The sequence below is a fragment of the Arthrobacter sp. PL16 genome (assembly GCF_035985055.1).
GTDB classification, from domain to species: Bacteria; Actinomycetota; Actinomycetes; order Actinomycetales; family Micrococcaceae; genus Arthrobacter_D; species Arthrobacter_D cheniae.
On record NZ_JAXCIC010000002.1, the window covers coordinates 182,981 to 208,570 of the forward strand.

Genomic DNA, 25,590 nt, shown 5'->3' on the forward strand with positions numbered 1-25,590 from the left:
CTTATTCCTAGACGACCGAAACCGCTAGACAGCCAGCTTACTATTACATATCGGGGGAATGGTCACGCTGGAAGGCAGTAGGATGCGGCCCCCGTCGGGGGAGCGCCTTGAGCCCGGCCCTCAGGCGGGTAGTGCCGAGTTGTCCAGGGCGAAGGGAGGGCGCTCGACGTCGTCGGTCAGGGCTTCAGCCGGATCGGATCCGAGCTTGATGATCCGGTTGTCCGCATCCACGTGGACGACGGTGGGGACGAAGGTGCTTGCTTCCTCGGTCGTCAGCTGCGCGTAGGTGATGAGGATGACGAGGTCGCCCGGTTCCACCAGGTGCGCGGCCGCTCCGTTGATGCCGATGACCCCGGATCCACGCTCGCCGGCGATCGTGTACGTCTCGAGGCGGGCACCGTTGGTGATGTCCACGATCGAGACGAGCTCGCCGGGGAGGATGTCCGCGGCGTCGAGAAGGTCCAGGTCCACGGTGACGGATCCGACGTAGTGGAGATCGGCGTGGGTGACCGTGGCGCGGTGGATCTTCGATTTGAACATGGTGCGATTCACCGCTCAAGGATACTGCTCATGCCGGAGCCCGGTGGCGGCTACGGTAGGTGTCCTTCGGCACACCGAGGGGTGTGGGGGCAGCCTCTGAGGAAGAGGAAAGAGCGGGCGACGGGAATCGAACCCGCGTATCGAGCTTGGGAAGCTAGCGCTCTACCATTGAGCTACGCCCGCGCGGCAGTTGAAACCGCTCCATCACCTTACAACAGTTCTCGGGGCTTACCTGGACCGGCATCGCGCGCCTCCTCCGGGGCCGCCTCCTCCGGGGTCGCATCACCCGTGGTCCGGTGGTGGTCCGCGGGTGAGGGTGCCGGGGGTGGAGCCGCGGCTGGTGGCGTTGCTGCGGATGGCGTGGACGGGGCGGCCGTCGCTGACCGTGCCCTGTCGATCAATTCCCGCCACGGACCGTCGGGCCGGCCCTCGAAGACGTAGACCTCGGTATAGCCGATGGCGATGCGGTACGTGAATCGGTCGCGCTGTTCGCGGGTGCCGCGCGGGGCGTCGGCGTGGTCGATGCCGCCCTCGGCTCTTGCCAGGGGGAGCCACCGCTGCTCCGCCTCCGTCGCGCTGACCTCGAGGCTCCAGCTGCGCGTGATGCCACCGAAGCCGCCCGAGCGCGTGATCTCGATCTTCATGCCGGTACGCCCACCTTCGACCATGCTTCCGCAACGGCTTCGGCTTCTCGGCTCCCGGCTCCGTACCGCTCGCCCGCGGCGTCGTTCGTGGCCCGTGCGAAGGTGGGGAAGTCGCAGTCCGCCGGAAGGCTGCCGCTGAGCACGGCGTCGTACCAGATGCGACCCACCCCCTTCCACGCCTTCCCGCCGAGAGCCACGGCCGCCAGGTAGAACGCTTGGTTGGGGATGCCGGAGTTGATGTGGACTCCGCCGTTGTCTGACGTGGTGTCGACGAAGTCGGCCATGGTGGCGGGCTGCGGGTCCTTGCCGAGGACGTCGTCGTCGTAGGCCGTGCCCGGTGACTTGAGCGAACGCAGCGCCTGTCCCTCGACGGCCGGGGTGAAGATCCCCGCTCCCACGAGCCACGACGCCGCCCCTGCGTCCTGGCCGAGCTCGCGCTGTTCCACGAGGACGCCGAAGACGTCCGAGAGCGACTCGTTGAGGGCACCCGACTGGCCCTGGTACTGGAGGTTGGTGGAGTACTGGGTGAAGCCGTGCGTCAGTTCGTGGCTGATGACGGTGAGGGAGGCGGTGAAACGGCCGAAGATCTCGCCGTCGCCGTCGCCGAAGACCATCCGCTCGCCGTCCCAGAAGGCATTGTCGTAGTTGGAACCGTAGTGGACCGTCGCGTCGAGGGGCTTTCCCGCGCCGTCGATCGAGGACCGCCCGTACTCCTCGCTGAACAGCCGATACGTGGAGCCGAGGCCGTCGTAGGCCTCGTCCGTGGCTGCATCACCGGTCAGGGGTGCGCCCTCGGCGCGAACGAGGTTCCCCGGGAGTTCCTCCCTTCCGCCGGCGTCGTGGATGCGCCGCCTCAGGGTCCCGACCACGGCGGACCCGCGGCGCACAGGAGCACGAAGTGCTTCCGACCGCTCGTGCACCAAGGGGTCGAGCTCGAGCAGTGCATGCCGCGCAGCCCTGGCTGCGACCGAGAGACGCGGATCCTGCAGGGCCGCGAGACGGGTGAGGAGGTGGGGTGGAACGATGCCGCAGTGGACTCTTCTGATGGTGGCTCCCTTGGATTGGTCCCAACGTAGACCCGCGGACCGACACTCGGATCCTCGTCCGCGGGACGTAGTCTTGCGGCATGAGTGTGGAACGGAACACCCGGGACCTCGAGCAGAGCATCGAGCGGGATTTTTCCGACAAGATGAGCTACGGCGCCTACCTGGAGCTGGACAGGCTGCTCGACGCCCAGCATCCGGTGAGCTCGCCGGAACACCACGACGAGATGCTGTTCATCATCCAGCACCAGACGTCCGAGCTCTGGCTGAAGCTCGTGCTGCACGAACTCCGGGCCGTGCGTGTGTACCTGCAGGCGGACGACCTGCGGGCCGCGATGAAGGGCATCGCCCGCATCAAGCACATCCAGCGCTCACTGACGGAGCAGTGGTCCGTCCTGGCGACGCTCACGCCGTCGGAGTACGCGGAGTTCCGCGGTGACCTCGGGTCCGCGAGCGGCTTCCAGTCCTACCAGTACCGGGCCGTCGAGTTCCTGCTCGGCAACAAGAATGCCGCCATGATCCAGGTCTTCGAGGCCGACCCGGCCGCCCAGGCCCTGCTGACGGAACTGCTCGGGCAGAGCAGCATCTACGACGAGTTCATCGCCCTGCTGGCCAGACGCGGGTACGACATCCCCGAGGACCTGCTCACCCGGGACGTCAGCGTGGCCCACGAGTTCACGCCCGCGCTCGTTGCTGTCTACAAGACGGTGTACGAGGACGCGGCAGGACACTGGGACATCTACGAGGCGTGCGAGGAACTCGTGGACCTCGAGGACAACTTCCAGCTCTGGCGGTTCCGCCACCTGAAGACGGTGGCGCGCACGATCGGCTTCAAGACGGGAACCGGCGGCTCCTCGGGCGTCGGGTTCCTCCAGCGGGCGCTCGAGCTCACGTTCTTCCCGGAACTCTTCGCTGTGCGCACCGAGATCGGCCGCTGAGGACGCCTGATCCGGGCTGGTAGTTTTGAACGGTGCTGATTTCAGACCGCGACATCAAAGCAGAGATTGCCGCCCGCCGGATCGTCCTCGAACCGCATGATGCCACGATGGTGCAGCCCTCCAGCGTCGACGTCCGGATCGACCGCTACTTCCGGCTCTTCGACAACCACAAATACGCGCACATCGACCCGGCCGAGGACCAGCCGGACCTCACGCGGCTCGTCGAGGTGTCGCCGGACGAGCCGTTCATCCTGCACCCCGGGGAGTTCGTCCTGGGGTCCACCTACGAGACCGTCACGCTGCCCGACGACATCGCAGCGCGCCTCGAAGGCAAGTCCTCACTGGGCCGTCTCGGGCTCCTGACGCACTCGACCGCGGGATTCATCGATCCGGGCTTCTCGGGACACGTGACCCTCGAGCTGTCCAACATGGCCACCCTGCCGATCAAGCTCTGGCCGGGCTCCAAGATCGGCCAGTTGTGCTTCTTCAAGCTGACGTCCCCGGCCGAGCACCCGTACGGCTCGGGTGAGTACGGCAACCGCTACCAGGGTCAGCGCGGCCCGACGGCATCCCGCAGCCACCTCAACTTCCACCGCACGGACATCTGAGCGCGCGGAGGTACGGGGCCTACGCCTCGGGAACGACGGCGCGGGTGACCTGCGCGGGCGGTTTGACCGGCAGCAGGACGAGGAGCCCCGCGAGCAGGACCACGAGGATGCCGATGACGCCGTAGAGCTGGGAGCCGAAGATCCCGATACAGAGGGCGAAGAGCGTGGGCGCAAGGAAGCTCACAGCCCGTCCCGTCGTCGCGTACAGGCCGAACAGTTCGGCCTCGTCGCCCACCGGAGCCAGGCGGGCGAGGTAGGCGCGCGACGACGCCTGCGCCGGTCCCACGAAGAGGGTCAGCAGCAGCCCGAAGACCCAGAACGTCGTGTCCGAGGTCCATTGCATGCCGAAGAAGGAATGTGTTTCGGTGCCCAGCAGGAGGATCGCGGTCCCCGCCACCAGGAGACCGATCAGGGCGCCGATGATGACGCGCTTCGGGCCGATACGGTCGTCGAGGAAGCCTCCGACCACGGCGCCGATCGCGGCGATGACGTTCGCGGCGATGGCGAAGACGATCACCATGCTGGCGGAGAAGCCGAAGGCCCCCGCAGCGAGGATGCCGCCGAACGTGAAGACCGCAGCGAGTCCGTCCCGGAAGATGGCGCTCGCGAGCAGGAAGAAGATGGTGTGCGGGCTCTCGCGGTAGATCGCCTTCACGCGCCGCACGAGGAGCCCGTACGAGGCGAGGAATCCGAGCTGGGCCGCCTTGCTCCTGCGCGGGACCTCCGGCACAGCGAACATCACGGGCAGGGCGAACGCGGCGAACCACAGCGCGGAGAACACGGCCACCAGGCGGATGTTCAGCCCGTTCTCGCCCGACGCGCCGGCCCAGTCCACCACCGGCTGGATGAAGACGACGAGGACCACCACCAGCGCGACGATTCCTCCCACGTAGCCCATCGCCCAGCCGAAACCGCTGACCCGGCCCACGGTGGCGGGCGTCGAGATCTGGGTCAGCATCGCGTTGTAATTGACGCCGGCGAACTCGAAGAAGATATTGGCTGCAGCGATGAGGGCGACGCCGAGGATGAGCATCTCGGGGCTGGGGAACACGAAGAAGCAGAGCGCCGTCAGGACGGCGACGATCAGGGTGTTCACGCCGAGCCATAGCTTCCGGCGGCCCCCGCTGTCGGAGCGCTGACCGGTGACGGGCGCGAGCAGGGCGATCAGCAGTCCGGCTCCGGCGAGCCCCCATCCGAGTACCTGGGATGCGCGTTCCTCCCCGCCGAAAGCCTCCGACGTGAGGTACACGGTGAACACGAAGGTGGTCATGACGGCGTTGAAGGCGGCCGAGCCCCAGTCCCAGGACGCCCAGGCCAGGACGGGCTTGCTGAAGATGCGGCCGGAACCCACGGAGGGGACGAGGGCGGGGGCTTCCGCGGGCTGCGGAACCTGCTGGTGCGTACTCATAGGGTGAATGCTAACGCCGTATGATCCCTGTCACGCCTGGACCGCCGGGGTGTCGAGTGGGAGTGCCGCCCCGGCTGCGATGTCAGGTCCGGCTGCCCGGCTGGATAGACTGGAACCAGCCCGACCGACCCCCAGTGGAAGATCGAGACCCCATGCTCACCGTGCTGATCGCGATGTTCGCGTTGGCACTCGTGGCGCCCGTTCTCTTTCCCCGGCTCGGCAGGTCGGCCTTCCTCCTCCTCGCCGCCGCTCCTGCAGCCGGCTTCGCCTGGCTCCTCGTGCAGCTACCGCGGGTCCTGTCCTCCGATCAGGGCGCGCCGACCGGCCGGCCGAGCGCCCCGCCCTCGGTCACCGTCCCCTGGATCCCCAGCCTCCAGCTCGAGCTGGCCTTCCGCCTCGATGCCCTCGCAGCCGTGCTCTGCATCCTGATCCTCGGGGTCGGGGCCCTCGTGCTGGTCTATTGCGCCCGCTACTTCGAGAGCGACGACCCGGACATCGGCGCCTTCGGTGCGCAACTGCTCGCGTTCGCCGCATCGATGTTCGGACTGGTCCTGGCCGATGACCTGATCCTCATGTTCATCTTCTGGGAACTGACGACGATCCTGTCCTACCTGCTCATCGGGTACTCACGGCACCGCCTCTCCGCCCGGCGTTCCGCCCTCCAGGCCCTCATCATCACGACCCTCGGCGGCCTGGCGATGCTCGTGGGACTCGTCATGATCGGCCAGGAGGCCGGGACGTACCGCATCTCGGAGATCCTCGCCGGGGCGGAGGCGCTCGTGGCACGCGGTCCGCTGATCGACGTCGCCGTCGCCCTCGTGCTGGTCGGTGCCATCACCAAGTCGGCGCTCGTGCCCTTCCACTTCTGGCTTCCCGGCGCCATGGCGGCGCCGACCCCCGTCAGCGCCTACCTCCATGCCGCGGCCATGGTGAAGGCCGGCGTGTTCCTCGTGGCGCGCTTCGCTCCCGGCTTCAGCGAGACGGCGCTCTGGCATCCGGTCATCTTCGTGCTCGGCATGGCGACGATGCTGCTCGGCGGCTGGCGTGCCCTGCGCCAGTTCGACCTCAAGCTCGTCCTGGCGTACGGAACGGTGAGCCAGCTCGGCTTCCTGACGATGGTGGTGGGACTCGGAGGGCGCGACGGCGCGGTGGCCGGCCTCGGCCTCCTCCTTGCCCACGGTTTCTTCAAGGCGACCCTCTTCCTGGTGGTGGGCATCATCGACCACCACTCCGGGACACGGGACCTCCGCATCCTGTCCGGGGTGGGAGCGACGTCCCCCGCCCTGTTCGCCGTCGCCCTCGTCGCCGCCGCATCGATGGCGGGGGTACCGCCGCTGCTGGGCTTCGTCGCGAAGGAATCCGTCTACGAAGCCTTCGTGCACCGGGCCGGCGACGGTGCGGCCGGGACGCTCCTGCTGGGCGGGATCGTGCTCGGGTCCGTCCTCACCTTCGCCTACAGCGCCCGATTCGTCTGGGGCGCATTCGCCCTCAAGCACGGGACGCCTCAGACCGACTTCGGGCGCGTAAGAGCTTCCTTCCTGCTGGCTCCCACCGTGCTCGCCGCAGCGTCCGTGCTGTTCGGTCTCTGGCCCGCTCCGCTGGACACCGCCATCCAGCCGTATGCCGACCTGTTCCCGTCCGATGGCGCTTCCTCGCACCTAGCACTCTGGCACGGCGCCAACCTGCCGCTCCTGCTCTCGGCCGTCACCCTCGCTGCGGGAGCGGCGCTGTACCTTCTCCGGGCACCGTTCGAGAGGGTGCAGGGGCGGCTGCCCGCCGTCCGCGAGGCCGAGGTCCTCTACCGGTCCGCCGTCGGTGTCCTGGACGACGTCGCGGTATGGATCACGGGACGGACCCAGCGTGGTTCGCTCGCGTTCTACCTCTTCGTCATCCTGTCCACTGCCGTCGTCACGCCCCTCACCGCCCTGATCATCTTCGACGCGCCGATGCCCACCAGCTTCCGGATCGCGCAGTCACCGGCGCAGGTCGTGGCCGCGGCCGCGATCCTCGTGGGCATCGTCGCCGCGCTGCGGGCTACGAAGCGCTTCATGGCCGTGCTCATGGTCGGTATCACGGGCTACGGCATGGCTGTCATCTATGCCCTGCACGGGGCACCGGACCTCGCCCTGACGCAGTTGCTCGTAGAGACGATCGTGCTGGTGGCCTTCGTCCTCGCCCTGCGCTCGCTGCCGGCCCGTCTCTGGACGAGAGCCGAGAGCCGGCACCGACTCCTGCGCGCGGGGCTCGGGATAGCCTTCGGCGGCATCATGGCCGTCATCGCGATGTCCTCCATGGCCTCGAGGAACGCGGCGCCCATCTCGCTCGCCTATCCCGAGATGGCCTATGACGAGGGCGGTGGTGCCAACGCCGTCAACGTGCTGCTCGTGGATATCCGCGCCTGGGACACGCTGGGCGAGATCACTGTCCTGGCCATAGCAGCGACGGGCATCGCGAGCCTCATCTTCATCCGTGGGCGCGGAGATCGACGGCGCCGGGCCGACGGCGTCGAGGACGGATCCGTTGACCGGGGCCAGGAGCCGCTGGACGCAGGAGGCAGGGCGGGTGCGGCGCGGACCCTCGCCGCGCGCTTCGCGGACGTCTCCCGTGACCCCTGGCTGGTTGCGGGGCGGACCCTGGCTCCCGAGCGGCAGTCCATCATCTTCGAGGTCATCACGCGGCTGCTCTTCCACACCATCATCGTGCTCTCGATCTACCTCCTCTTCGCCGGGCACAACCTGCCGGGTGGCGGATTCGCAGGAGGGCTCACCGCGGGCCTGGCACTCGCCATCCGCTACCTGGCGGGCGGTCGCTTCGAGCTTGCGGAAGCCAGCCCGGTCAGTGCCGGTACCCTCCTCGGCGTCGGCCTCGCGATCGTCTCGCTGACAGCGGCGGCGCCCCTGTTCTTCGGCGGCGCTGTGCTCGAGAGCTACATCCTGGAGTTCTGGGTACCGGTCTTCGGCGACGTGAAGTTCGTGACGTCGACCATCTTCGACGTCGGCGTCTACATCATCGTCATCGGGCTGGTCCTCGACGTACTGCGGAGCCTCGGGTCGGAGATCGACGAGCGGAGCGAGACCGACGACCCGGTCGAGGAGGACGCCGACACGGACGCCCTCGTTCCGCCCGCCACCGAGGGAGCGCGGCGATGACGGTCAACATCACCCTGATCGTGCTCATGGCGGTGTTCTTCGCCGCCGGGATCTACCTCCTGCTCGAGCGCAGCCTGACGCGCGTGCTCCTCGGACTGATCCTCATGGGCAACGGGGCGAACATCCTGATCCTCGCCACGAGCGGTGAGGGCGGGAAGTCACCGCTCTACGTCTCGGGCACCGCGGCCGAGGACTACACCGACAGCCTGCCGCAGGCCCTGATCCTGACGGCGATCGTCATCACCTTCGCCGTTACCGCCTTCATGCTCGGCATCATCTACAGATCCTGGGTGCTCGGCCGCGAGGACGATGTCCAGGACGATCCCGAGGACCGCCGCGTCGCCGACCAGGACAGCTACGACTACGAGGACGACGCCGACATCATCGCCGACACGACCGAATTCGCCGACGAGGGGGAACCACGATGATCGCCGCCGATCTCGCGCCGCTCGCCGTCGTCCTGCCGTTCCTCGGAGCAGCCGTCACCTTCATCCTCATCCGCCACTCCCGGGCGCAGCGCGCGGTGAGCATCACCACACTGAGCGTGACGCTGCTGATCGAGGTGGTGATGCTGCTTGCCGCGCCTGCCGCCGGGACGCACGCGGTGCGCCTCGGCGGGTGGGAGCCACCCTTCGGCATCGTGGTCGTGGTGGATCAGTTCTCAGCGCTCATGCTCGTGGTCTCCTCCGCCGTCAGCCTCTCGGTGCTGATCTATGCTGCGGGCCAGGGCATGGCGGACGGCGACGAGGACGGGCCGGTCTCGATCTTCCACCCGACCTACCTGATCCTCGTGGCCGGGGTGTCGAATGCCTTCCTCACGGGTGACCTCTTCAACCTGTACGTGGGGTTCGAGATCCTCCTCACCGCGAGCTACGTCCTCATGACCCTGGGTGGCACGGCACCGCGCATCCGCGCGGGCGTGACATACGTCGTCGTGAGCGTGGTGTCCTCCATGCTGTTCCTCATCGCGATCGCCATGATCTACGGAGCCACCGGGACCATCAACATGGCCGACCTCGCCGTGAAGCTCGAAACGGTGGATCCCGCGACGCAGTTGGTGCTCCACCTCATGCTGCTCGTGGCATTCGGCATCAAGGCCGCCGTCTTCCCGCTCTCCTTCTGGCTCCCGGACTCCTACCCCACGGCACCGGCGCCCGTGACCGCGGTGTTCGCCGGACTGCTCACCAAGGTGGGCGTGTACGCGATGGTGAGGGTGGAAACCCTGCTCTTTCCCGGCGACCGCATCAACTCCCTCCTGATGGTGGTGGCCCTCCTCACGATGCTGGTGGGAATCCTGGGCGCTCTGGCGCAGTCGGACATCAAGAGGCTGCTGTCCTTCACCCTCGTCAGCCATATCGGGTACATGGTCTTCGGACTCGCGATCTCCACGCGGCTGGGGCTGGGTGCGGCCGTGTACTACGTGGTGCACCACATCACCGTGCAGACAAGCCTGTTCCTCGTCACAGGCCTGATCGAGCGCCGCGGAGGCACGGCGAACGTGGACCGCCTCGGCGGCCTCGCCAGGCTGTCGCCGCTGCTCGGGATCCTGTTCTTCCTGCCGGCCATGAACCTGGCGGGCATCCCGCCGTTCTCCGGCTTCCTCGGCAAACTGGGGCTGATCCAGGCCGGTGTCGAGCTCGGTACGCCGCTGTCCTACGTCCTCGTGGCCGGGGGAGTGGTGACCAGCCTGCTCACGCTCCTGGTCATGGCACGCGTCTGGAACCGTGCGTTCTGGCGCAGCCCGGCCGACGCCGAGAACCCGGATCCCATCCTGCTCGCCAGCAAGGCGGACGGCTCCAGCCTGGGCACGTCGCGGCACGTGACGGAGGAGGACACCGGCCGGTTCGCCGGTAAGGACCCGGTCAGGCTGCTGCCCGGTTCCATGACGGGTCCCACGATCGGCCTCGTGGCACTCGGGCTGGCGCTGACGGTGCTCGCCGGCCCCCTCTTCGCGCTGAGTGACGACGCCGCCCAGGAGATGCTCGACCGCACCCCGTACATCGAGGCAGTGCTCGGAGCGGGGGCGGACGAATGAGCCGGCAGCACATACCCCTCATCACGGAGCTTCCACTCGTCATCTGGCTCGTCATCGTTTGGGGTGCGCTCTGGCAGGACTTCGGTCCCGGCAATCTCGTCTTCGGGGCGGTCATAGCCTACGCCGTCGTGAACTTCTTCTACCTCCCGCCCGTCGAGCTGACGGGACGCTTCAACGTGCTCTGGGTGGTGCCGTTCCTCGGCAGGTTCCTCCTCCAGCTGGTGACAGCGAGCGTCGAGGTGTTCTGGCTGGCGGTGAGCAAGGGTCCGAAGCTGCGGAACGCCGTCGTCGCCGTGAAGCTCCGCAGCCACTCCGACTTTCTCGTGACCGCGACGGGGCATGCCCTCTCACTCATCCCCGGCTCCCTCGTGCTCGAGGTGGACCGTTCGACGTCGACGCTGTACCTCCACTGCCTGAACGTCGCGTCCGAGGAGGACGCCGAGGCGATCCGACGTGACGTCCGGGCCACGGAGGCGTGGCTGATACGGATCATGGGAACCAGGGCGGACTTCGCCGCGCTCCGGGCAGAGGAGGCTCTCCCGTGACAATCGTGATCTATACCGTCGGAGGAATACTGGCGGTTGCCGCGGTCCTGGCGCTTTACCGGGCCGTCCGTGGGCCGTCCATCCTGGACCGGGTCCTTGCGCTCGACGTCGTCCTCGCGATCATCGGTGCGGGGCTCGTCGTCTCCATGGTGGCGAACCGGCACCTGGACAACCTGATCCTGCTCGTCGCGATTTCCCTCATCGGATTCATCGGCTCGGTCACCGTGGCCCGGTTCGTCACGGACAGGAAGTAGGGCCATGCTTCAGGACGTCGTCGTGTCCGTCCTCCTCATCGCCGGAGCGCTCATGTCACTCGCGGCCGGAGTAGGCCTCGTCCGCTTCCCCGACCTGCTCTCGCGGATGCACGCCGCGACGAAGCCGCAGGTCCTCGGGCTCCTGCTGTTCCTGCTCGCATTGGCCGTCGAGAACGGCACCTGGCTGCTCGTGCCCCTGCTCGTGCTGTGCTGGGTCTTCCAGCTGCTCACCAGTCCGGTGTCCGCCCACATGGTGGGCCGTGCGGGCTACCGCACGCGACACCTCCGTCGGGATCTCCTCACCCTGGACGAGCTCGACGACGTCGTGGCGCGGGCGGCGGGCGAAGGTGCTCCGGAGGATCGCCGACCGCCCAGGCAGGGCGGGCACCCGGGCAGGGCGGTACCGCGGGGGAATTCCGGCGTCCCGGAAGCCTGACGGGCTCGGTTGCCGGGCCACGCATCGAAACGGAACGGCTCGGCGGATCCGCGCGCAGACGTCCGAACCGGTGTGCTCTACTGGGGGCATGGTGGACAGGAGCAGGACTTCGCAGCCGGCGGAGGGCGCCCTGACGGCGGCCGCGGAAGCCTATGAGGTGGCACTGCCAGGGTTGCGGGCGCAGTTTGCCATCGACGGCCTCGACCGCACCGGCGTACCGACGTGGGCGACGTGGTGGCGGGGTTCAGGCGCGGCTCTGGGCGGCGTCGGGTACGGTCCGTCAGCGGCGCAGGCGCGCGTAGGCGCCCTGGGCGAGACGGTCGAGAACGCCTTCTCCCTCATGGCGCTCGCGCGCTTCGAGCGGACGACGGCGTCGTACCGGGAACTCCGCCGTCGTCGCGGCGCGGCGGGGGTCGCCGACCCGCGGACCCTGGGGCTGCCGGCGGGCTCGTCCTATCACGACGACATGGTCCTGACCTGGCTGCCGATGCGTCGTGCCCGCGTCACGCAGGGCGCGGGCAGCTCGGATCCGAGAGGCGTGCCGAACCTCGAACTCGACGGGGAGGCCGTGCTCGTACCGGTCGATCTCGTTGCGAGCAGCCCCTCGGAGCTCGATGGCCAGGATACGGGCGAGCGGCTGCTGATGCCTGTCGCGAACGGGATGGGCGCGGGGACGAGCCTGCGGCAGGCCGTCGTCCACGGCGTGCTCGAGATCCTTCAGCGCGACGGCAACGGTCTTACCTTCCGGGCGCTCGATCGGGGTGCCGTCGTGAAGCTGGGCCCCGATGACGGGGATGCCGAGACCCGCCAGGCGCTCGAAGCCCTCCGCGCGGCCGGCGTGGACGTGATGGTGAAGATCGCCTCGACCGACCGCGGGGTACCCAACCTCTACGTGGTCGGGCACGCGCCCGGTGATGATCTCGTCATCGCCACAGCCTGCGGCGAGGCGGCTCATCCCGATCGGGATGTGGCGCTGCGCAAGGCGGTGCTGGAGTTCGCTTCCGCCAGGGCGCGCAAGGCGTTCATGCACGGTCCCCTGGCCGCGGTCCGGAGTGTCGCGCCGCGGGACTACCTGGATGACGCGCTGGCGGTCGTGGATCCGGCCGCTGAGGAACCGCGTGTCCTCGAAGCAACCGTGGGCTGGTTGACCTCCGGTCCGGAGCAGGAGGCAGCGGTGCGGGCTCGCCTGGACGCCACGGTGTTCTCCCGCCGGTCCACGGTGCGGTTCGGGGACCTGCCGACCAGCCCCACCGCCGATCCGGCGGTGATCATGGCCGAGCACGGTCTCGAGGTTCTCGTCGCCGATCTGACGCCACCGGAATCCACCGGCGACGGAGCCGCACGGGCAGTCAAGGTCGTGGTGCCCGGAACCGAGGTGGAGACGGTCGCCTATGCCCGGATCGGTGAGGCAGGTGTGCGGAGACTGCTCGACGATGGACGGGACGACCTCTCGCGCGTGGGCCGGCGGCCCGAGGGCGACGGGTGGCGCGAGGTGATCCTGACGCCCGAGGCCGTCGAGCGGCTCGGCGGGCCGGCGTGGCTGGACCGGGACGCCGTCGACGCCCTCGCGACCGGGCTGCTGCCGCTGTACCGTGAGCCCGGCCGGCATGCCGCTCGGCTCGTCCTCGGTGAGCATCAGTACCAGTGACGGCCGGGACGGTGTGATGAGGACGAAACTGCAATGACGGCGAAACAGAGTGCCGACGAGTTCGAGAGATACGTCCTCGACCAGGGTGAGCAACCCGGGGGAACACCGGTGGTGCTGCTCGACGACGCCGCCGTAGCTGCCGGAGCAGACCCGTCCCTGTTGGTCCCGGGCATCATGGACCCGCTCCCGGAGCTGCTCCGACAACCCGAGCCGTTCACGTACGAGGCCTACGTCCTGCAGAGCGTCCTCGGGGAATTCCTGCTCGAGAGTGTAGGCGCCGGTTGGTCCCAGGCGGAGCTCGAGGCAATTCCGCGAGTGGCCCTGAACTTCCACGACGTGTCGCCCGAACACCTCGAGGTGGCGGACAGACGGCTGACCAAGCTCGCAAGGCTTCGTGACCTCCTGGCGGACGGGGGGAACGGGGAGCTCCACCCCCGGGTCGTCGTCCTCCTGTTCGACGGGTACAGGGACGCGGCAGAAATGGTCGTGCCGATCTGCGAACGGCTCGGACTCCAGGTCGTGATCCTGCCCATCGCTCTCGAAGTCGAGGACGACCGTGCCGGCACCCTGAGCGATGACGAGTTGACCCGGTTGGCCCGCAGGCACGCTCTGGGTTTCCACACGCTCACCCATCGCGCGGCGGACCAGGTCACACCCACGACGGTGACCGCCGAGGTGACCGACGTCGTGCACCGGCTCACCGGTCTTGCCGGTCGCACACCCCGCGTCGGTGCGTGGTGCGGCGGCGCACGCTTCGATGACCGACTCCTCGGGAACCGACGACTGCGTGAGCTCGGGGTGGCCGACCTCATCTCCAACTGGTCCTGGGAGTCGATCCAGGACGGAGCAGGAAGGGACGGGGTGTCCCACCTGGTCGGGGAGTATGCGGACCATAACGGACTCCGGGCCCTCCCGGACCATTCATGACGGTTTAGCCCTGAAGTGGTGAGGGCGGAGGACGGTAGGGTTGCTGCTGATCAAGGGGTAGGACAATGGGCAGAGTGCGGGCATGAACGGGCGGCGGGATGCCGTGGTGATCGAGGATGACGCCGACATCCGCCAGCTGCTCGTCATCGTGCTGTCCTCGCGAGGTTTCACGGTGCACGAGGCCGCCACCGGCACGGAGGGCCGGCGACTCGTGGACGAGGTTGCACCCCAACTCGTCACTCTCGACCTCAACCTGCCGGATATGGACGGCATGGACCTCTGCCCGAAGCTCCGGGCCACCTCGGACTCACACATCGTCACCATCTCCGCGCGGCCCTCGCAGCTCACCGCAGAGCAGTGCCTCGCGGTCGGGTCCGACCACTTCATCGCGAAGCCCTTCAGTCCCCGCGTGCTCGGCGCCTATGTGGACGGTGTCTTCCCCAGCCCCGGCGCTGCGTAGCCCAGGACCAGCATCGAGGTCGTTCAGGACTTCCGAGGCCGGGCGTGAAGCAGGCCCCCTTGCCTGGTCCTAGTGGTGGCCGTGGTGCCGGCGCAGGTAGGTCACTCCGCTGCAACCCGTCGCGACGGCCAGGCTGATCAGGCAGACGGCCATGCCGTTCCACGGCGCGAGGCCGCGGAAGGTGACCATCATCCCGAGCCCGGCGGTGGTGAGGGCGAGGACCGTGCAGGCGAGGACGACGGCGGCCGGGCGGATGATCGGGTGTGCGGTCGGGCGTACGGTTGCTTCCCTCATTCCTTCGCGTCCTTCCGGTCGGCCGCACCCATGAAACCGGCAGGGCTGTCATCGGGTGTGTGTACCTGCTGCAGCTCGGGGTGGTGCAGGTCCAGGGCGGGCCGTTCGGAGCGGATACGGGGCAGCGAGGTGAAGTTGTGGCGGGGAGGAGGGCAGGATGTTGCCCATTCCAGCGACGCGCCGAAGCCCCACGGGTCATCGACGTCGACCTTCTTGCCTCGCCGCCAGGTGATGTAGACGTTCCAGAAGAACGGGATCATCGAGGCTCCCAGGAGGTAGGAGCCGATGGTGGAGAACTGGTGCATGGCTGTGAAGCCGTCCTCGGGCAGGTAGTCGGCGTATCGCCGGGGCATGCTTTCGACGCCGAGCCAGTGCTGGACGAGGAACGTGGCATGGAAGCCGAGGAAGAGCATCCAGAAGTGGATCTTCCCCCACCGCTCGTTCAGCATGGTCCCGGTGAACTTCGGCCACCAGAAGTAGAAGCCGGCGAACATCGCGAAGACCACGGTCCCGAAGACCACGTAGTGGAAGTGCGCCACGACGAAGTAGGTGTCGGAGACGTGGAAATCGAGTGGCGGGGAGGCCAGGATGATGCCGGTGAGACCGCCGAAGAGGAAGGTCACGAGGAAGCCGATGCTCCACAGCATCGGCGTCTCGAATGTGAGGGATCCGCGCCACATGGTGCCGATCCAGTTGAAGAACTTCACACCGGTCGGCACCGCGATCAGCATGGTCATGAAGGCGAAGAACGGCAGCAGGACCGCGCCGGTGACGTACATGTGGTGTGCCCAGACCGTCACGGAGAGGGCGGCGATCGCGATGGTCGCGAACACGATGCCCTTGTAACCGAAGACCGGCTTCCGGCTGAAGACAGGGAAGATCTCCGTGACGATCCCGAAGAACGGCAACGCGATGATGTACACCTCGGGGTGCCCGAAGAACCAGAAGAGGTGTTGCCACATGATGGCGCCGCCGTTCTCCGGATCGAAGATGTGTGCGCCGAAGCGGCGATCCGCGCCGAGGGCGAACAGGGCTGCTGCGAGGACCGGGAACGCCATCAGGACGAGGATCGAGGTGACGAGCGTGTTCCAGGTGAAGACGGGCATGCGCCACATCGTCATGCCGGGGGCGCGCATGCAGATGATCGTCGTGACGAAGTTGACGGAGCCGAGGATGGTCCCGAACCCTGCCAGCGCCAGGCCGAAGACCCATAGGTCCCCGCCGATGCTGGGCGAGAAGGCGACGTTCGCAAGAGGTGGATAGGAGGTCCAGCCGAAGGAGGCACTGCCCTGGGGGGTGAAGATGCCGAGACCGGCGATGACGCCGCCGAAGAGGTAGAACCAGTACGCCAGCCCGTTCAGCCGGGGGAAGGCGACGTCGGGTGCGCCGATCTGCAGCGGCATGATGACGTTCGCGAAGCCCGCGAACAGCGGCGTCGCGAAGAGGAGCAGCATGATGGTTCCGTGCATGGTGAACAGCTGGTTGTACTGCTCCTTGGTCTGCAGGATCTGCATTCCGGGTGCGAACAGCTCCGTCCGGATCAGGAGCGCCTCGACTCCGCTCAGGCAGAACCACACGAAGGACGTGATGATGTACAGGTAACCGATCTTCTTGTGGTCCGTCGTCGTGAGCCAGTCCACGACGACACTTCCCCGCACCCGGGTGCCCGGCGCGGCTGCGGACTTCGCTGCCAGGGTCGGATCTGCATATTCAGCGGTCACTGTCGCTCCTGCCGTGCGGTGTCATCGTCTGGATCAGGGCGGGGCAGGGAGCATCTCCGGCGAGCGCCCCCCATTCCCGGTCACCCAGGTTCTCTCCAGATTAGGAGGAGTAGTGAGTGGGAAGGGGACGGAATCGTCCTTGACAGTTTCTCCGCGAGGGCGCTCGGTGTGTCGTATCGGCTCGTTCAGGGTTCGACAGGTGTTGCCGGTACTTCCTGCCCTACGAATTCCACGACGGTGGCCGCGACGTCACGGAGCTTCATGCTCCGGCCACTGGCGGCGGCGCTGAGAATCGTCATCGCCGCGTCATGGCTGCACCGGTTCTGGGCCATGATGATCCCCGCGGCGACGTCGATGGTGGTACGTGAGCTTATCGCCTGCTTGAGGTGGTGGTTGGTCGTGGAGAGTTGAGCGATATGGACAGCCACACGCAACAGATGCGAGGCCTCCGTCGCCAGGGCTTCGGCTGCGGCGATGATCTCGCTACCGAAAACGTCCGGGGCAGTCGCGTACAGGTCGAGAGCGGCGGCGGCGTTGCCGTCCAACCCGATGGGGATGCCCAGTGCTGAGTGGATCCCGTGGCCGATCATCGTGCGGGAGTATTTCCCGAACCGGTCCTCGGTCGTGAAATCCTGCACAACGTAGAGTCGTCCTTCGCGGGCAGCCCGCAGGCAGGGCCCGTCGTCGAAGGAAAGCTGGACCTCGTCCACGACTTTTGCCCGGTCGCTGCTGCTGGCCATGACGGCCTTGGTCCTCGGCCGCAGCACGGTAACACTGCACAGCACCTCCTCGATCTCCGAGGAGAAGGTCTGCGCGGCACGTTCGGCCAGTTTGGTCACGAAGCGTTCGAGGTCGGTGCTCTCCAGGACCAGATCCTGAAGTTGTGCGGGCTGGCGCACTTCATCATCGGCAGTTCCAGCGATCATGCGCGTTCCCTCCTGTCGGTTGCCCTTCGACGTGTCCGACCGGCGGACGGCATGAGCAACGCACCGACGGTAGGGGGATGCCCGACCTCCCGTGGAGGAGAGCCTGGATCACATGAAAGTTCCGGGGCTGACTCATGAGAGGCAGAGGTGGATCTCAAGCCGGGATGCGGTGGCGCTGCAGCCACATCTCGAGGACGCCGAGTTGCCAGAGGAGGTTGTTCCCGCCGGGGCTGAAGTTCGCGTTGGGCGCCGCGAGCAGCTCCTCGACATAGTCAGGGCGGAAAAGCCCGCGTTGCTTGGCTTCGGGGGCGTGGAGCGCATCGCTGACCTCCGACAGCAGCGGTTCGCCGAGGTACTTGAGGGGCGGGACCGGGAAGTACCCTTTGGGGCGGTCGATGATCGAGGACGGCAGGACCTTCCGGGCGACATCCTTGAGGATGCCTTTTCCTCCCTGCGTGGCTTTCAGCTCCGGGGGACAGTGCGCGGCGAGCTCGACGACGTCCTGGTCGAGGAACGGCACGCGGGCTTCGAGCCCCCAGGCCATGGTCATGCTGTCCACCCGTTTCACGGGATCATCGACCAGCAACAAGTGCGTATCGAGCCTCAGCACGGCATCGAGTGCCGTTTCGGCTCCCGGGGCGTCGAGGTGGGTTTCCAGCAGCTCTCGGCTGACGTCGGTAGGACACAGCCATTCGGGCTCGACGACGTCGGACATCCGGTCGTGCGTACGGTCCAGGAAGGCGCCGCGGAACGTTTCCAGTGCGGACGCGCGGGAGGCGGAACCGGCTGGCTGATGGTAGGCATACCCGGCGAAGACTTCGGCGGCGCCCTGGCCCGACTGCACCACCTTGATGTGTTCGGACACCGTTTTCGAGAGCAGATAGAAGCCGGTCACATCCTGGGTGCCCATCGGTTCCGTCATGGCACTAATCGTGTCGCCCACTGCGGGCACGATCTCATTGCTATCGATGCGGATGCGGTGGTGATCTGTTCCGTAGGTTGAGGCAACGAGGTCTGAATACTGGAATTCGTCGCCCTGCTCCCCGCCGGCACTGTCGAAGCCGATACTGAACGTACTCACAGGCTGCTGGCCGAGTTCGGCCAGCAGCGCCACGATGAGGCTCGAGTCGACGCCGCCCGATAGCAGCACCCCGACCGGGACGTCGGACACGAGCCGTCGCTGGACCGCGGTCCGGAGCGCTGCATGGATGGCATCCTGCCATTCCTCCGCCGTCCACCGTTCGGTGGCGGCCGTGCGCACGTAGTCGGGTTTCCAGAACACCCGGTCATACCGGCTGCCGTCGGAGTGGATGACGCTCACGGTCGCCGGCGGTACCTTGCGTACGCCGCGCAGGATGGTGCGGGGAGCCGGCACGATCGAGTGCCAGCTCAGATAGTGGTGAAGGGCCACCTCGTCGATGGTGGTGTCGATCCCGCCACCGGCGACGAGGGCCGGCAGGGTCGAAGCGAACCGCAGCCGGCCGGGCAGCTCGGCGACGTACAGGGGTTTGATGCCGAGCCTGTCGCGGGCCAGGACGACGCAGCTGCGCCGCTCATCGACGATGGCGACGGCGAACATCCCGACCAGGTGGTCCACGAAATCCTCGCCCCAGCGTGCGTAGGCCTTCAGGATCACCTCTGTGTCACTGGTCGAGGAGAAGGTGAATTCCCCGCCCAGCTCTGCACGCAGCTGCGGATAGTTGTAGATACAGCCGTTGAAGACGATCGTGAGGCCGAGGTGCGGATCATGCATGGGCTGCGCACCTGCGTCCGAGAGGTCGATCACCGTCAAGCGGCGGTGACCGAGCGCCACCCAGCCGTTCGTCCAGCTGCCCTCCCCGTCCGGTCCGCGGACGTCCATCACCTCGACCATCCGCGCGACGGGGCCCTGATCGGCGGCGTGCCTGCGAAAGGCTATCTCTCCGGCAATTCCACACATCTGATCCACATCCTTCCTCTGGGTGCGATGGTCCCCACCAGCGACTGCATGCACTGTGCCTGCATGCCTGCTGCCGTCCGTCCGGACCCGTAGCGGTCGAGCACCTGATGCTGGTCCATACGTCAGGACCGGTTGCTGCGGCCGAAGCCGACGGTACCGGCCATGGCGTGCTGCCGGACATCCCTCGGCGCTGCTTCATGGCGTTCCGCGATGCCTCCTCCGGACAGGTTCGTGATGCGCACGGCGTCGCTGACGACATCGCTGAGGCTGCCCCGCATCAGCAGGGAGGCCCGCTGCCTACGGCATCCTGTTCCACGCGCAAGAAGCTGGCGCAGCAGTGACTCGGCGATCTCTGCGTCTCCCGTGTCCCTGAGTGCAGGGCGCACGTACTGGAGGAGCGCGAGTGCAACGGCGGACGCATCCTGCGGCTGACCACTGATCGGATGCAGGAGGTTGCCGTCCATGCCGAACCGGCTGGCCCGCCAGTATGTCAGCCGCAACACCGCTGCGGGCATGGGCCGCGGCGGGATGCCCTGCCGCCACTCACGCGCGGCCGTCTCGACCAACCCGCGTGTCAGCAGTGCCAGGAGGACGGCGTCGTCGGAATAGAGGCACACGTCACCGACGCGTATCTCGACGGTCGGATGATGGTGGCTCAGCCGCGCGTCGAAGTAGATCTGGCCGAGGTCGACCGGAACGCCGCACTCGAGGAGACCCTCGACCAGCGCATGGTAGTTCTCCGCCGTGCCGAAGATCTCCGATGGTCCTGCCATGGGCCACCGGCTCCATGCCTGCCACCGGTAGCTGGCGTAGCCGGTGTCCGTTCCGTTCCAGAACGGAGAGTTGCTGGACAGGGCGATCAGCACCGGCAGCCACACCCGGATCCTGTCGAGGACTGCCACAGCCTCGTCATCGTTGTCCACGCTGACGTGCACGTGGCACCCGCAGGTCAGCTGTTCCTTCGAGGTGATGGCGAACCGGTGGTCCATCTCCTCGTAGCGCGCGCCGTTCGTGCAGGCGGGCAGGGCGGGCAGTGGCGAGGTTGCGAGCGCCGCTGCCCGTGCTCCCGCGCGCACCGCCGCATCGTCGGCCATCGCCCTGCAGCGGACCACATCGACGGCGAGGTCGTGGACGTTGTCGTGCGGTCGGGTGCCGGTCTCGATCTGCTCCTGCTTGATCTCGCGGGTGATGCGGCTGTCCAGCCCCAGGTCGAACACCGCCTGGCCGAGGGGGAGGGGAGCGCCATCCGCCGCATCGACCAGGAGGAACTCCTCCTCCACTCCGAAAGTCCTCATCGCGAGGCCTTCTGGTCGGGGGAGAACGGACGGGATGCTGTGCAGGCCATGTAGTGGACAAGAGTGACCATCGGTGGCTCCTCATTGAGGCTGGCGACAGGCCGCTGCTGAACCTGATGTCGTCCGGCAACCATAAGCACGCTGATTACCTTCGGGCAACGCCAAAATGCACCCGTGGCAAGGGTGGCGGATCCCGGGTCGGAGCATCCTGCGCTGGTACCGATCTAAATCAGGGTTGTCGTCCTTCCCGAAGGAGATGGGGTGCCTGGTGCTCCAGCGTGGTCCGGAAGACCTGTGCCGCGTCCCCGGGCAGTGCTGCCGCCGCCACGAACCCGTCGGGCCGCACGAGGTACAGCATTCCCGACCGGAGCCGGGTGGCACCTGTGGTGGGGAAGGCGTGGAAGGGGAGTTCGAGACTCCCCGCTGCCGTCTCCGATCTCTCCAGGACAGCAGGATCCGCGGCGTACACGTGCACCTGCCAGATCGCAGGACGGAGCACCTCGAAATTGTCGCCGGTCCACGGCAGGCGGCGCCCGACGACGGCACCCCGGCGTCGTCCGTGGGCCGGACCGTCCATCCAGTAGTGGATGCGAACCTGGCCCAGATACCCGGCGAGGCGCCGTCCGACCGGCAGACGGGGGAAAAGGGCGACGGCGACCGGCAGCACGACCCGGGGCACGTACCTGCGCACGGCCATCACGACCCTGGAAGAGGATGTCAGGCCGCGGAACACCATGTCCGTCGTCGTGAGCAGGCGCACGGCTACGGGCCGTCGTTCCGCCTCGTAACGGTTGAGGAGGGTCTCGGGTGCGTGCCCGGCGACGACGTCGGCGAGCTTGAATGCGAGGTTGTGGGCGTCCTGCAGACCCGTGTTCATGCCCTGGGCGCCGACCGGCGAATGGACGTGCGCGGCGTCCCCGGCGAGGAACACGGACCCGATCCGGAAGTGCGCGGCGATCCGGTGGTGGATGCGGTAGCTGGAGAACCAGCGGTAGTCCTCGTAGGTGACGCCGAACGCCTCGGTCATCCGGCGCCGCGCGAAGTCCTCGGTGACCGACGGGGTGTCGTCGTCGCCCGCGGTACCGATGAGCCGCTGGCCGTTCCTGCCCGCGTCGTCGGGCCGCATGGGAAAGGCGAGGAGGAACTCCGTCGCTTCCTGGCGGATGTTGACGGAGGCGGGAGGAAGCCCGGTCACTCCCACCGCGTCGACGAGGTAGAACGTCTGCCTGCTCGTGGTGCCCTCGAAGGCGGTGCCGCACTGGGCCCGGACAAGCGACGACGCGCCGTCGCAACCGACTACGAACCGCGCGCGGAGTGAGGACGGCCCGGCTGGACCATCGAGGTGCGCGAGCACGCCGTCGTCCGCCTGATCCTGATCCAGGGATAGGAGCCGGTGGCCCCACCGGACCGAACCGCCGAGCGCCAGCAGATTGTCGACGAGGAGCCGCTCATTGGCGCTCTGCTCCAGCATGTGTATGCCGGGGTAGGGGGACAGCCCCCTGCCGAGCTCGCCCAGCGGGACCGGTGCGAAGGCCCTGCGCCCGAAACCCGGCCGCACGGAGTCGGCGTGCACGGACTCGGCCAGCACCCGCTCCGCGACGCCGAGCTGGTCGTAGATCTCCATGGACCGCGAGTGCACGCCCAGAGCGCGGGACTCCACCGTTGGGCCGTCCTTGCCGTCGATCAGCGCTACCCGGACGCCCAACTTCACCAGCCAGTTCGCGAGCATCAGGCCGGTGGGGCCGGCTCCTACCACCAGGACGTCGATGCTTCCGGCGTCATGCCGTTCGTCCTGCTTCGTCGCGGGTCTCGTTGCCGGTTCCATGGTCAGCGTTCAAGGATGGTGCACACACACGCGCGGTTGCCCTCTGCATCGGCGAGGACCGTGAATGACGGCGCCTCGGCGTCGTCGACCACGGTTCCCCCGGCAGCGACGGCGGCGGCGATGCGCGCGTCCGCAGCATCGTGGGGAAGCCAGACATCGAGGTGGAAGCGCTGTCGCGGCGTCTCGTGTGCATCGGTGTGCTGGAACCACAGGAGTGGGACGCGACCCGTGGGATCCGCGACATCATCGCCGTCGACCGCGCTCGCGTCACCCGTCAGCAATGCTGCCCAGAACGGTCCGATACCCGCCACATCCGCGGTATCCAGCGCGAGCTCGACGACGGCGGGTGCCGCCGGGTCCGAGGTGATGCCGCGCTCGGCGGCGAGGTTGCTGATACGCCGGGCGAGATCGACGTCGCGCTGTGTCACCCCCGAGGCATCGTGGCTGAGGAGCTTCACGTCCACATGAGGGTAGGTCAGGGAGATGTCGGGGTGGTGGTTCGCGTCCTCGGCGAGTTCGCCGATGGCCGAGACGAGCGCGAGGCCCGTGGTGAAGTCCCGTGTGAGGAAGCGGGCGTGCAGTGCCTGGGCGAGCCTGCGCCAGTCGCCGAGCCCGGCGTCGAGGATCTGCTGGGTGCTGAGGATGCTCATGCCGCCAGTATCGTCCGGCGTCGGCCTGGTGCAAAGGCCACAGGGGAGGCGGATGTGGTTCCCGCGCCCCCAGCTGTGATTTGACTCGCGTTGACCCATCGTTCAGGGTTTTAGGTCTGTCCTAGTCCTCCAACCCACGCGCCCGCGCCCGACTACCTTCCTGCGCGCGCTGAAGGAACCCATTCCCCATGCCTGAATCCGCATCAAAGGCGCCGTCCACGACGGACCGCGCCGCCGGTGAGTCCCATCGGTCGCCGCACCTCACCCGGGCGCTGAGCAACCGCCACATCCAACTGCTCGCCATCGGCGGAGCGATCGGGACCGGCCTCTTCATGGGCTCCGGGAAGACCATCTCGCTCGCCGGTCCGTCGGTCATCTTCGTGTACATGATCATCGGCTTCATGCTGTTCTTCGTCATGCGGGCCATGGGGGAGATCCTGCTCTCGAACCTCGAGTACAAGTCCTTCAGCGACTTCGCGGGAGACCTGCTCGGGCCATGGGCCGGCTTCTTCACAGGCTGGTCCTACTGGTTCTTCTGGGTCGTGACCGGCGTCGCCGATATCGTGGCCATCGCCGGCTACGTGGACCTCCTCGCTCCCGGCACGCCGCTCTGGATCCCGGCCCTCGCCACCCCCGTGGTGCTCCTGCTCCTGAACCTGCCCACCGTCAAGGCATTCGGCGAGGCCGAGTTCTGGTTCGCCATCATCAAGGTCGTCGCCATCTTGGCGCTGATCGTCACGGGCATCGTCATGATCGCCACGCGCTTCACCTCGCCAGGTGGCGCGGTCGCCGACATCGCAAACATCTGGAACGACGGCGGCATGTTCCCCCACGGACTGTTCGGCTTCATCCTCGGCTTCCAGATCGCGATCTTCGCGTTCGCGGGCATCGAACTCGTCGGCACCGCCGCCGCCGAGACGAAGGATCCGGAGAAGACGCTGCCGCGTGCCATCAACTCGATTCCCGTCCGTGTCCTCCTCTTCTACGTGGGAGCCCTCACCGTCATCATGGCGGTGAACCCGTGGCGCACCATCGATCCTGCGAACAGTCCCTTCATCGGCATGTTCGCGCTCGCCGGTCTCGGCATCGCCGCCGTCGTCGTGAACCTCGTCGTGCTCACCTCGGCCGCCTCCAGCGCCAACTCCGGCATCTACTCGACGTCGCGCATGGTGTACGGGCTCGCCCAGGACGGCAACGCACCGGACTCCTTCGGCAAACTGAGCTCGCGCAAAGTTCCACAGAACGCGCTGCTCTTCTCGTGCATCTTCCTGCTGGCCGGCCTGGTCCTGCTGTATTCGGGCGACTCCCTGATCGGCGCCTTCACCGTGGTCACGTCCGTCGCCTCGGTCCTGACGATGTTCGTCTGGTCCATGATCCTGATCAGCTACCTGGCGTTCCGCCGTCGCCGGCCGGAATTGCACGAGCAGTCCTCCTTCAAGATGCCCGGCTCCTCGTTCATGCCCTACGTGGTCCTTGCGTTCTTCCTGTTCATGCTCGTAGCGCTCGCGCAGGCGGATGACACGCGACTCGCACTGTTCGTGGCACCCATCTGGTTCGTCCTGCTCGGAGCTGCATGGCTCGTCAATCGCCGGACTCCGCTCCAGCAGGCACGCATCGAAGGGCACCGCGCCTCCCTGCGGGCCGAGCGCGCGCAGACGGTGGCGCAGCACTAGCAATGCCGGATGCCGGAGGACAGCCCTGTGTGGGCCGTCCTCCGGCGGCCCGCCGGCATGAACAGTGCGACGGGCGCATGAAAAAGGAGGAGCACCCTCAGGGGTGCTCCTCCTCGAGGTACTACGGCTCAGGTGAGGTCGCGTGTTTTCGAAAAGCGGTCGATCGCCTTCTGCGTGGAGCGGTTGGTGAGCACCTGGATGGTGGTGCTGACCGCTCCCGAGATGATGGCGAACACCAGTGCCGAACGCAGGGTGTTCTCCAGTCCGTCCTTGCTCTTCGGCGGCGCCTCGCCCGTGATCCTCTGCCACAGGAAGTCGACGAGCTTGGTGCCGACGAAGCCCGCACCCACGCTCATACCCACACCGAGCAGCTTGAACACTACGTTCATGGTTTCTCCTTCTCCTCCGATAGTCCTGCTCCTACCCTAGCCTCGAAGCACGGGCCTCCGCAGGGAGGAAGCGCACGGCGCCGGTAGCCACAGGTGTAGGATCGGGATCGCTCAACCAACTTACGACAGGGGAGCGCCGACCCGCAGCATGCTGCCGGATCGGGCGCTGAGAGTGCGGACCGCCGCAGACCCTCGAACCTGATCCGGCTAGTACCGGCGAAGGGAGTCGAGTTCTCAGAGTGC

At 67.3% G+C, this 25,590-nt stretch carries 24 protein-coding genes, 1 tRNA gene and 1 riboswitch; of the genes, 12 read left to right on the forward strand and 13 right to left on the reverse strand.

What is annotated here, in order from left to right; translation table 11 throughout:
* Positions 1-120: 120 nt before the first annotated feature.
* The 4 genes from panD to RCH21_RS04575 all read right to left on the reverse strand — a co-directional run bounded on the left by panD (position 121) and on the right by RCH21_RS04575 (position 2,230).
* The gene (gene panD, locus RCH21_RS04560; RefSeq protein ID WP_326963383.1) at positions 121-552 is read right to left on the reverse strand and encodes an aspartate 1-decarboxylase; all 432 of its coding nucleotides are present in this window, start codon (positions 550-552) and stop codon (positions 121-123) included.
* Positions 553-652: 100 nt separating this feature from the next.
* A tRNA-Gly gene (locus RCH21_RS04565) sits at positions 653-723 on the reverse strand.
* 26 nt (positions 724-749) lie between these two features.
* Positions 750-1,184, reverse strand: a complete 435-nt coding sequence (locus RCH21_RS04570; RefSeq protein WP_326963384.1) for a protealysin inhibitor emfourin — start codon at positions 1,182-1,184, stop codon at positions 750-752.
* Positions 1,181-2,230: a M4 family metallopeptidase gene (locus RCH21_RS04575; protein ID WP_326963775.1), complete on the reverse strand. Its 1,050-nt coding sequence runs from the start codon at positions 2,228-2,230 to the stop codon at positions 1,181-1,183. Before RCH21_RS04575 ends, RCH21_RS04570 begins: the two co-directional genes overlap by 4 nt.
* 80 nt (positions 2,231-2,310) lie before the next feature.
* Between RCH21_RS04575 and kynA the strand changes: the two genes are divergently transcribed.
* A complete protein-coding gene (gene kynA, locus RCH21_RS04580) occupies positions 2,311-3,165 on the forward strand; it encodes a tryptophan 2,3-dioxygenase (RefSeq protein WP_326963385.1) in 855 nt (284 codons plus the stop codon).
* A gap of 32 nt (positions 3,166-3,197) precedes the next feature.
* Positions 3,198-3,773, forward strand: a complete 576-nt coding sequence (gene dcd / locus RCH21_RS04585; RefSeq protein ID WP_120147437.1) for a dCTP deaminase — start codon at positions 3,198-3,200, stop codon at positions 3,771-3,773.
* 19 nt (positions 3,774-3,792) lie between these two features.
* Here the strand turns inward: dcd and RCH21_RS04590 are convergent, their stop codons facing one another.
* On the reverse strand, positions 3,793-5,181 hold the full coding sequence (locus RCH21_RS04590) for an MFS transporter (protein WP_120147436.1): 1,389 nt from the start codon (positions 5,179-5,181) through the stop codon (positions 3,793-3,795).
* Between the two features lie 152 nt (positions 5,182-5,333).
* On the opposite strand from RCH21_RS04590, the gene RCH21_RS04595 reads away from it, so the two are divergent.
* The 9 genes from RCH21_RS04595 (at position 5,334) to RCH21_RS04635 (ending at position 14,635) form a co-directional block, all read left to right on the forward strand.
* Positions 5,334-8,330: a Na+/H+ antiporter subunit A gene (locus RCH21_RS04595; RefSeq protein ID WP_326963386.1), complete on the forward strand. Its 2,997-nt coding sequence runs from the start codon at positions 5,334-5,336 to the stop codon at positions 8,328-8,330.
* Positions 8,327-8,758, forward strand: a complete 432-nt coding sequence (locus tag RCH21_RS04600) for a Na(+)/H(+) antiporter subunit C (protein WP_120147434.1) — start codon at positions 8,327-8,329, stop codon at positions 8,756-8,758. The genes RCH21_RS04595 and RCH21_RS04600 overlap by 4 nt, the downstream gene beginning before the upstream one ends.
* Positions 8,755-10,365, forward strand: coding sequence for a Na+/H+ antiporter subunit D (locus RCH21_RS04605; RefSeq protein WP_326963387.1), 1,611 nt, complete (start codon positions 8,755-8,757; stop codon positions 10,363-10,365). Before RCH21_RS04600 ends, RCH21_RS04605 begins: the two co-directional genes overlap by 4 nt.
* A complete protein-coding gene (locus tag RCH21_RS04610; RefSeq protein WP_326963388.1) occupies positions 10,362-10,910 on the forward strand; it encodes a Na+/H+ antiporter subunit E in 549 nt (182 codons plus the stop codon). Before RCH21_RS04605 ends, RCH21_RS04610 begins: the two co-directional genes overlap by 4 nt.
* A 2-nt stretch (positions 10,911-10,912) precedes the next feature.
* Entirely contained in the window at positions 10,913-11,164 is a 252-nt protein-coding gene (locus tag RCH21_RS04615) for a monovalent cation/H+ antiporter complex subunit F (RefSeq protein ID WP_442784680.1), read from the forward strand.
* A 4-nt stretch (positions 11,165-11,168) separates the two neighbouring features.
* The gene (mnhG, locus tag RCH21_RS04620) at positions 11,169-11,600 is read left to right on the forward strand and encodes a monovalent cation/H(+) antiporter subunit G (protein WP_326963390.1); all 432 of its coding nucleotides are present in this window, start codon (positions 11,169-11,171) and stop codon (positions 11,598-11,600) included.
* Positions 11,601-11,688: 88 nt separating this feature from the next.
* Positions 11,689-13,248 carry a YcaO-like family protein gene (locus tag RCH21_RS04625; RefSeq protein ID WP_326963391.1) on the forward strand — a complete coding sequence of 520 codons (1,560 nt, stop codon included), beginning with the start codon at positions 11,689-11,691 and terminating at the stop codon, positions 13,246-13,248.
* Positions 13,249-13,281: 33 nt separating this feature from the next.
* A complete protein-coding gene (locus RCH21_RS04630; protein WP_326963392.1) occupies positions 13,282-14,175 on the forward strand; it encodes a polysaccharide deacetylase family protein in 894 nt (297 codons plus the stop codon).
* Positions 14,176-14,257: 82 nt separating this feature from the next.
* Positions 14,258-14,635, forward strand: coding sequence for a response regulator transcription factor (locus RCH21_RS04635; protein WP_326963393.1), 378 nt, complete (start codon positions 14,258-14,260; stop codon positions 14,633-14,635).
* A 69-nt stretch (positions 14,636-14,704) separates the two neighbouring features.
* Here RCH21_RS04635 and RCH21_RS04640 read toward each other — a convergent pair whose 3' ends face one another.
* The 7 genes from RCH21_RS04640 to RCH21_RS04670 form a co-directional block, all read right to left on the reverse strand.
* A complete protein-coding gene (locus tag RCH21_RS04640) occupies positions 14,705-14,929 on the reverse strand; it encodes a hypothetical protein (RefSeq protein ID WP_326963394.1) in 225 nt (74 codons plus the stop codon).
* On the reverse strand, positions 14,926-16,623 hold the full coding sequence (gene ctaD, locus RCH21_RS04645; RefSeq protein WP_442784681.1) for an aa3-type cytochrome oxidase subunit I: 1,698 nt from the start codon (positions 16,621-16,623) through the stop codon (positions 14,926-14,928). Before ctaD ends, RCH21_RS04640 begins: the two co-directional genes overlap by 4 nt.
* A 212-nt stretch (positions 16,624-16,835) precedes the next feature.
* Positions 16,836-17,576, reverse strand: coding sequence for a GAF and ANTAR domain-containing protein (locus tag RCH21_RS04650; RefSeq protein ID WP_326963396.1), 741 nt, complete (start codon positions 17,574-17,576; stop codon positions 16,836-16,838).
* Between the two features lie 154 nt (positions 17,577-17,730).
* Positions 17,731-19,515, reverse strand: coding sequence for an N-acetylglutaminylglutamine amidotransferase (locus RCH21_RS04655; protein WP_326963776.1), 1,785 nt, complete (start codon positions 19,513-19,515; stop codon positions 17,731-17,733).
* 122 nt (positions 19,516-19,637) lie between these two features.
* Positions 19,638-20,810, reverse strand: a complete 1,173-nt coding sequence (locus tag RCH21_RS04660) for a carboxylate-amine ligase (protein WP_326963397.1) — start codon at positions 20,808-20,810, stop codon at positions 19,638-19,640.
* A gap of 229 nt (positions 20,811-21,039) precedes the next feature.
* Positions 21,040-22,635, reverse strand: a complete 1,596-nt coding sequence (locus tag RCH21_RS04665) for an FAD-dependent monooxygenase (protein ID WP_326963398.1) — start codon at positions 22,633-22,635, stop codon at positions 21,040-21,042.
* A gap of 2 nt (positions 22,636-22,637) precedes the next feature.
* Positions 22,638-23,285, reverse strand: coding sequence for a 4a-hydroxytetrahydrobiopterin dehydratase (locus RCH21_RS04670; RefSeq protein WP_326963399.1), 648 nt, complete (start codon positions 23,283-23,285; stop codon positions 22,638-22,640).
* Positions 23,286-23,473: 188 nt separating this feature from the next.
* Here RCH21_RS04670 and cycA point away from each other — a divergent pair, with 188 nt between their 5' ends.
* Entirely contained in the window at positions 23,474-24,958 is a 1,485-nt protein-coding gene (gene cycA, locus RCH21_RS04675) for a D-serine/D-alanine/glycine transporter (RefSeq protein ID WP_326963400.1), read from the forward strand.
* A gap of 128 nt (positions 24,959-25,086) precedes the next feature.
* Here the strand turns inward: cycA and RCH21_RS04680 are convergent, their stop codons facing one another.
* The gene (locus RCH21_RS04680) at positions 25,087-25,347 is read right to left on the reverse strand and encodes a DUF4235 domain-containing protein (RefSeq protein WP_120147420.1); all 261 of its coding nucleotides are present in this window, start codon (positions 25,345-25,347) and stop codon (positions 25,087-25,089) included.
* A 117-nt stretch (positions 25,348-25,464) separates the two neighbouring features.
* Positions 25,465-25,589: riboswitch (TPP riboswitch) on the forward strand.
* Position 25,590: the final 1 nt, after the last annotated feature.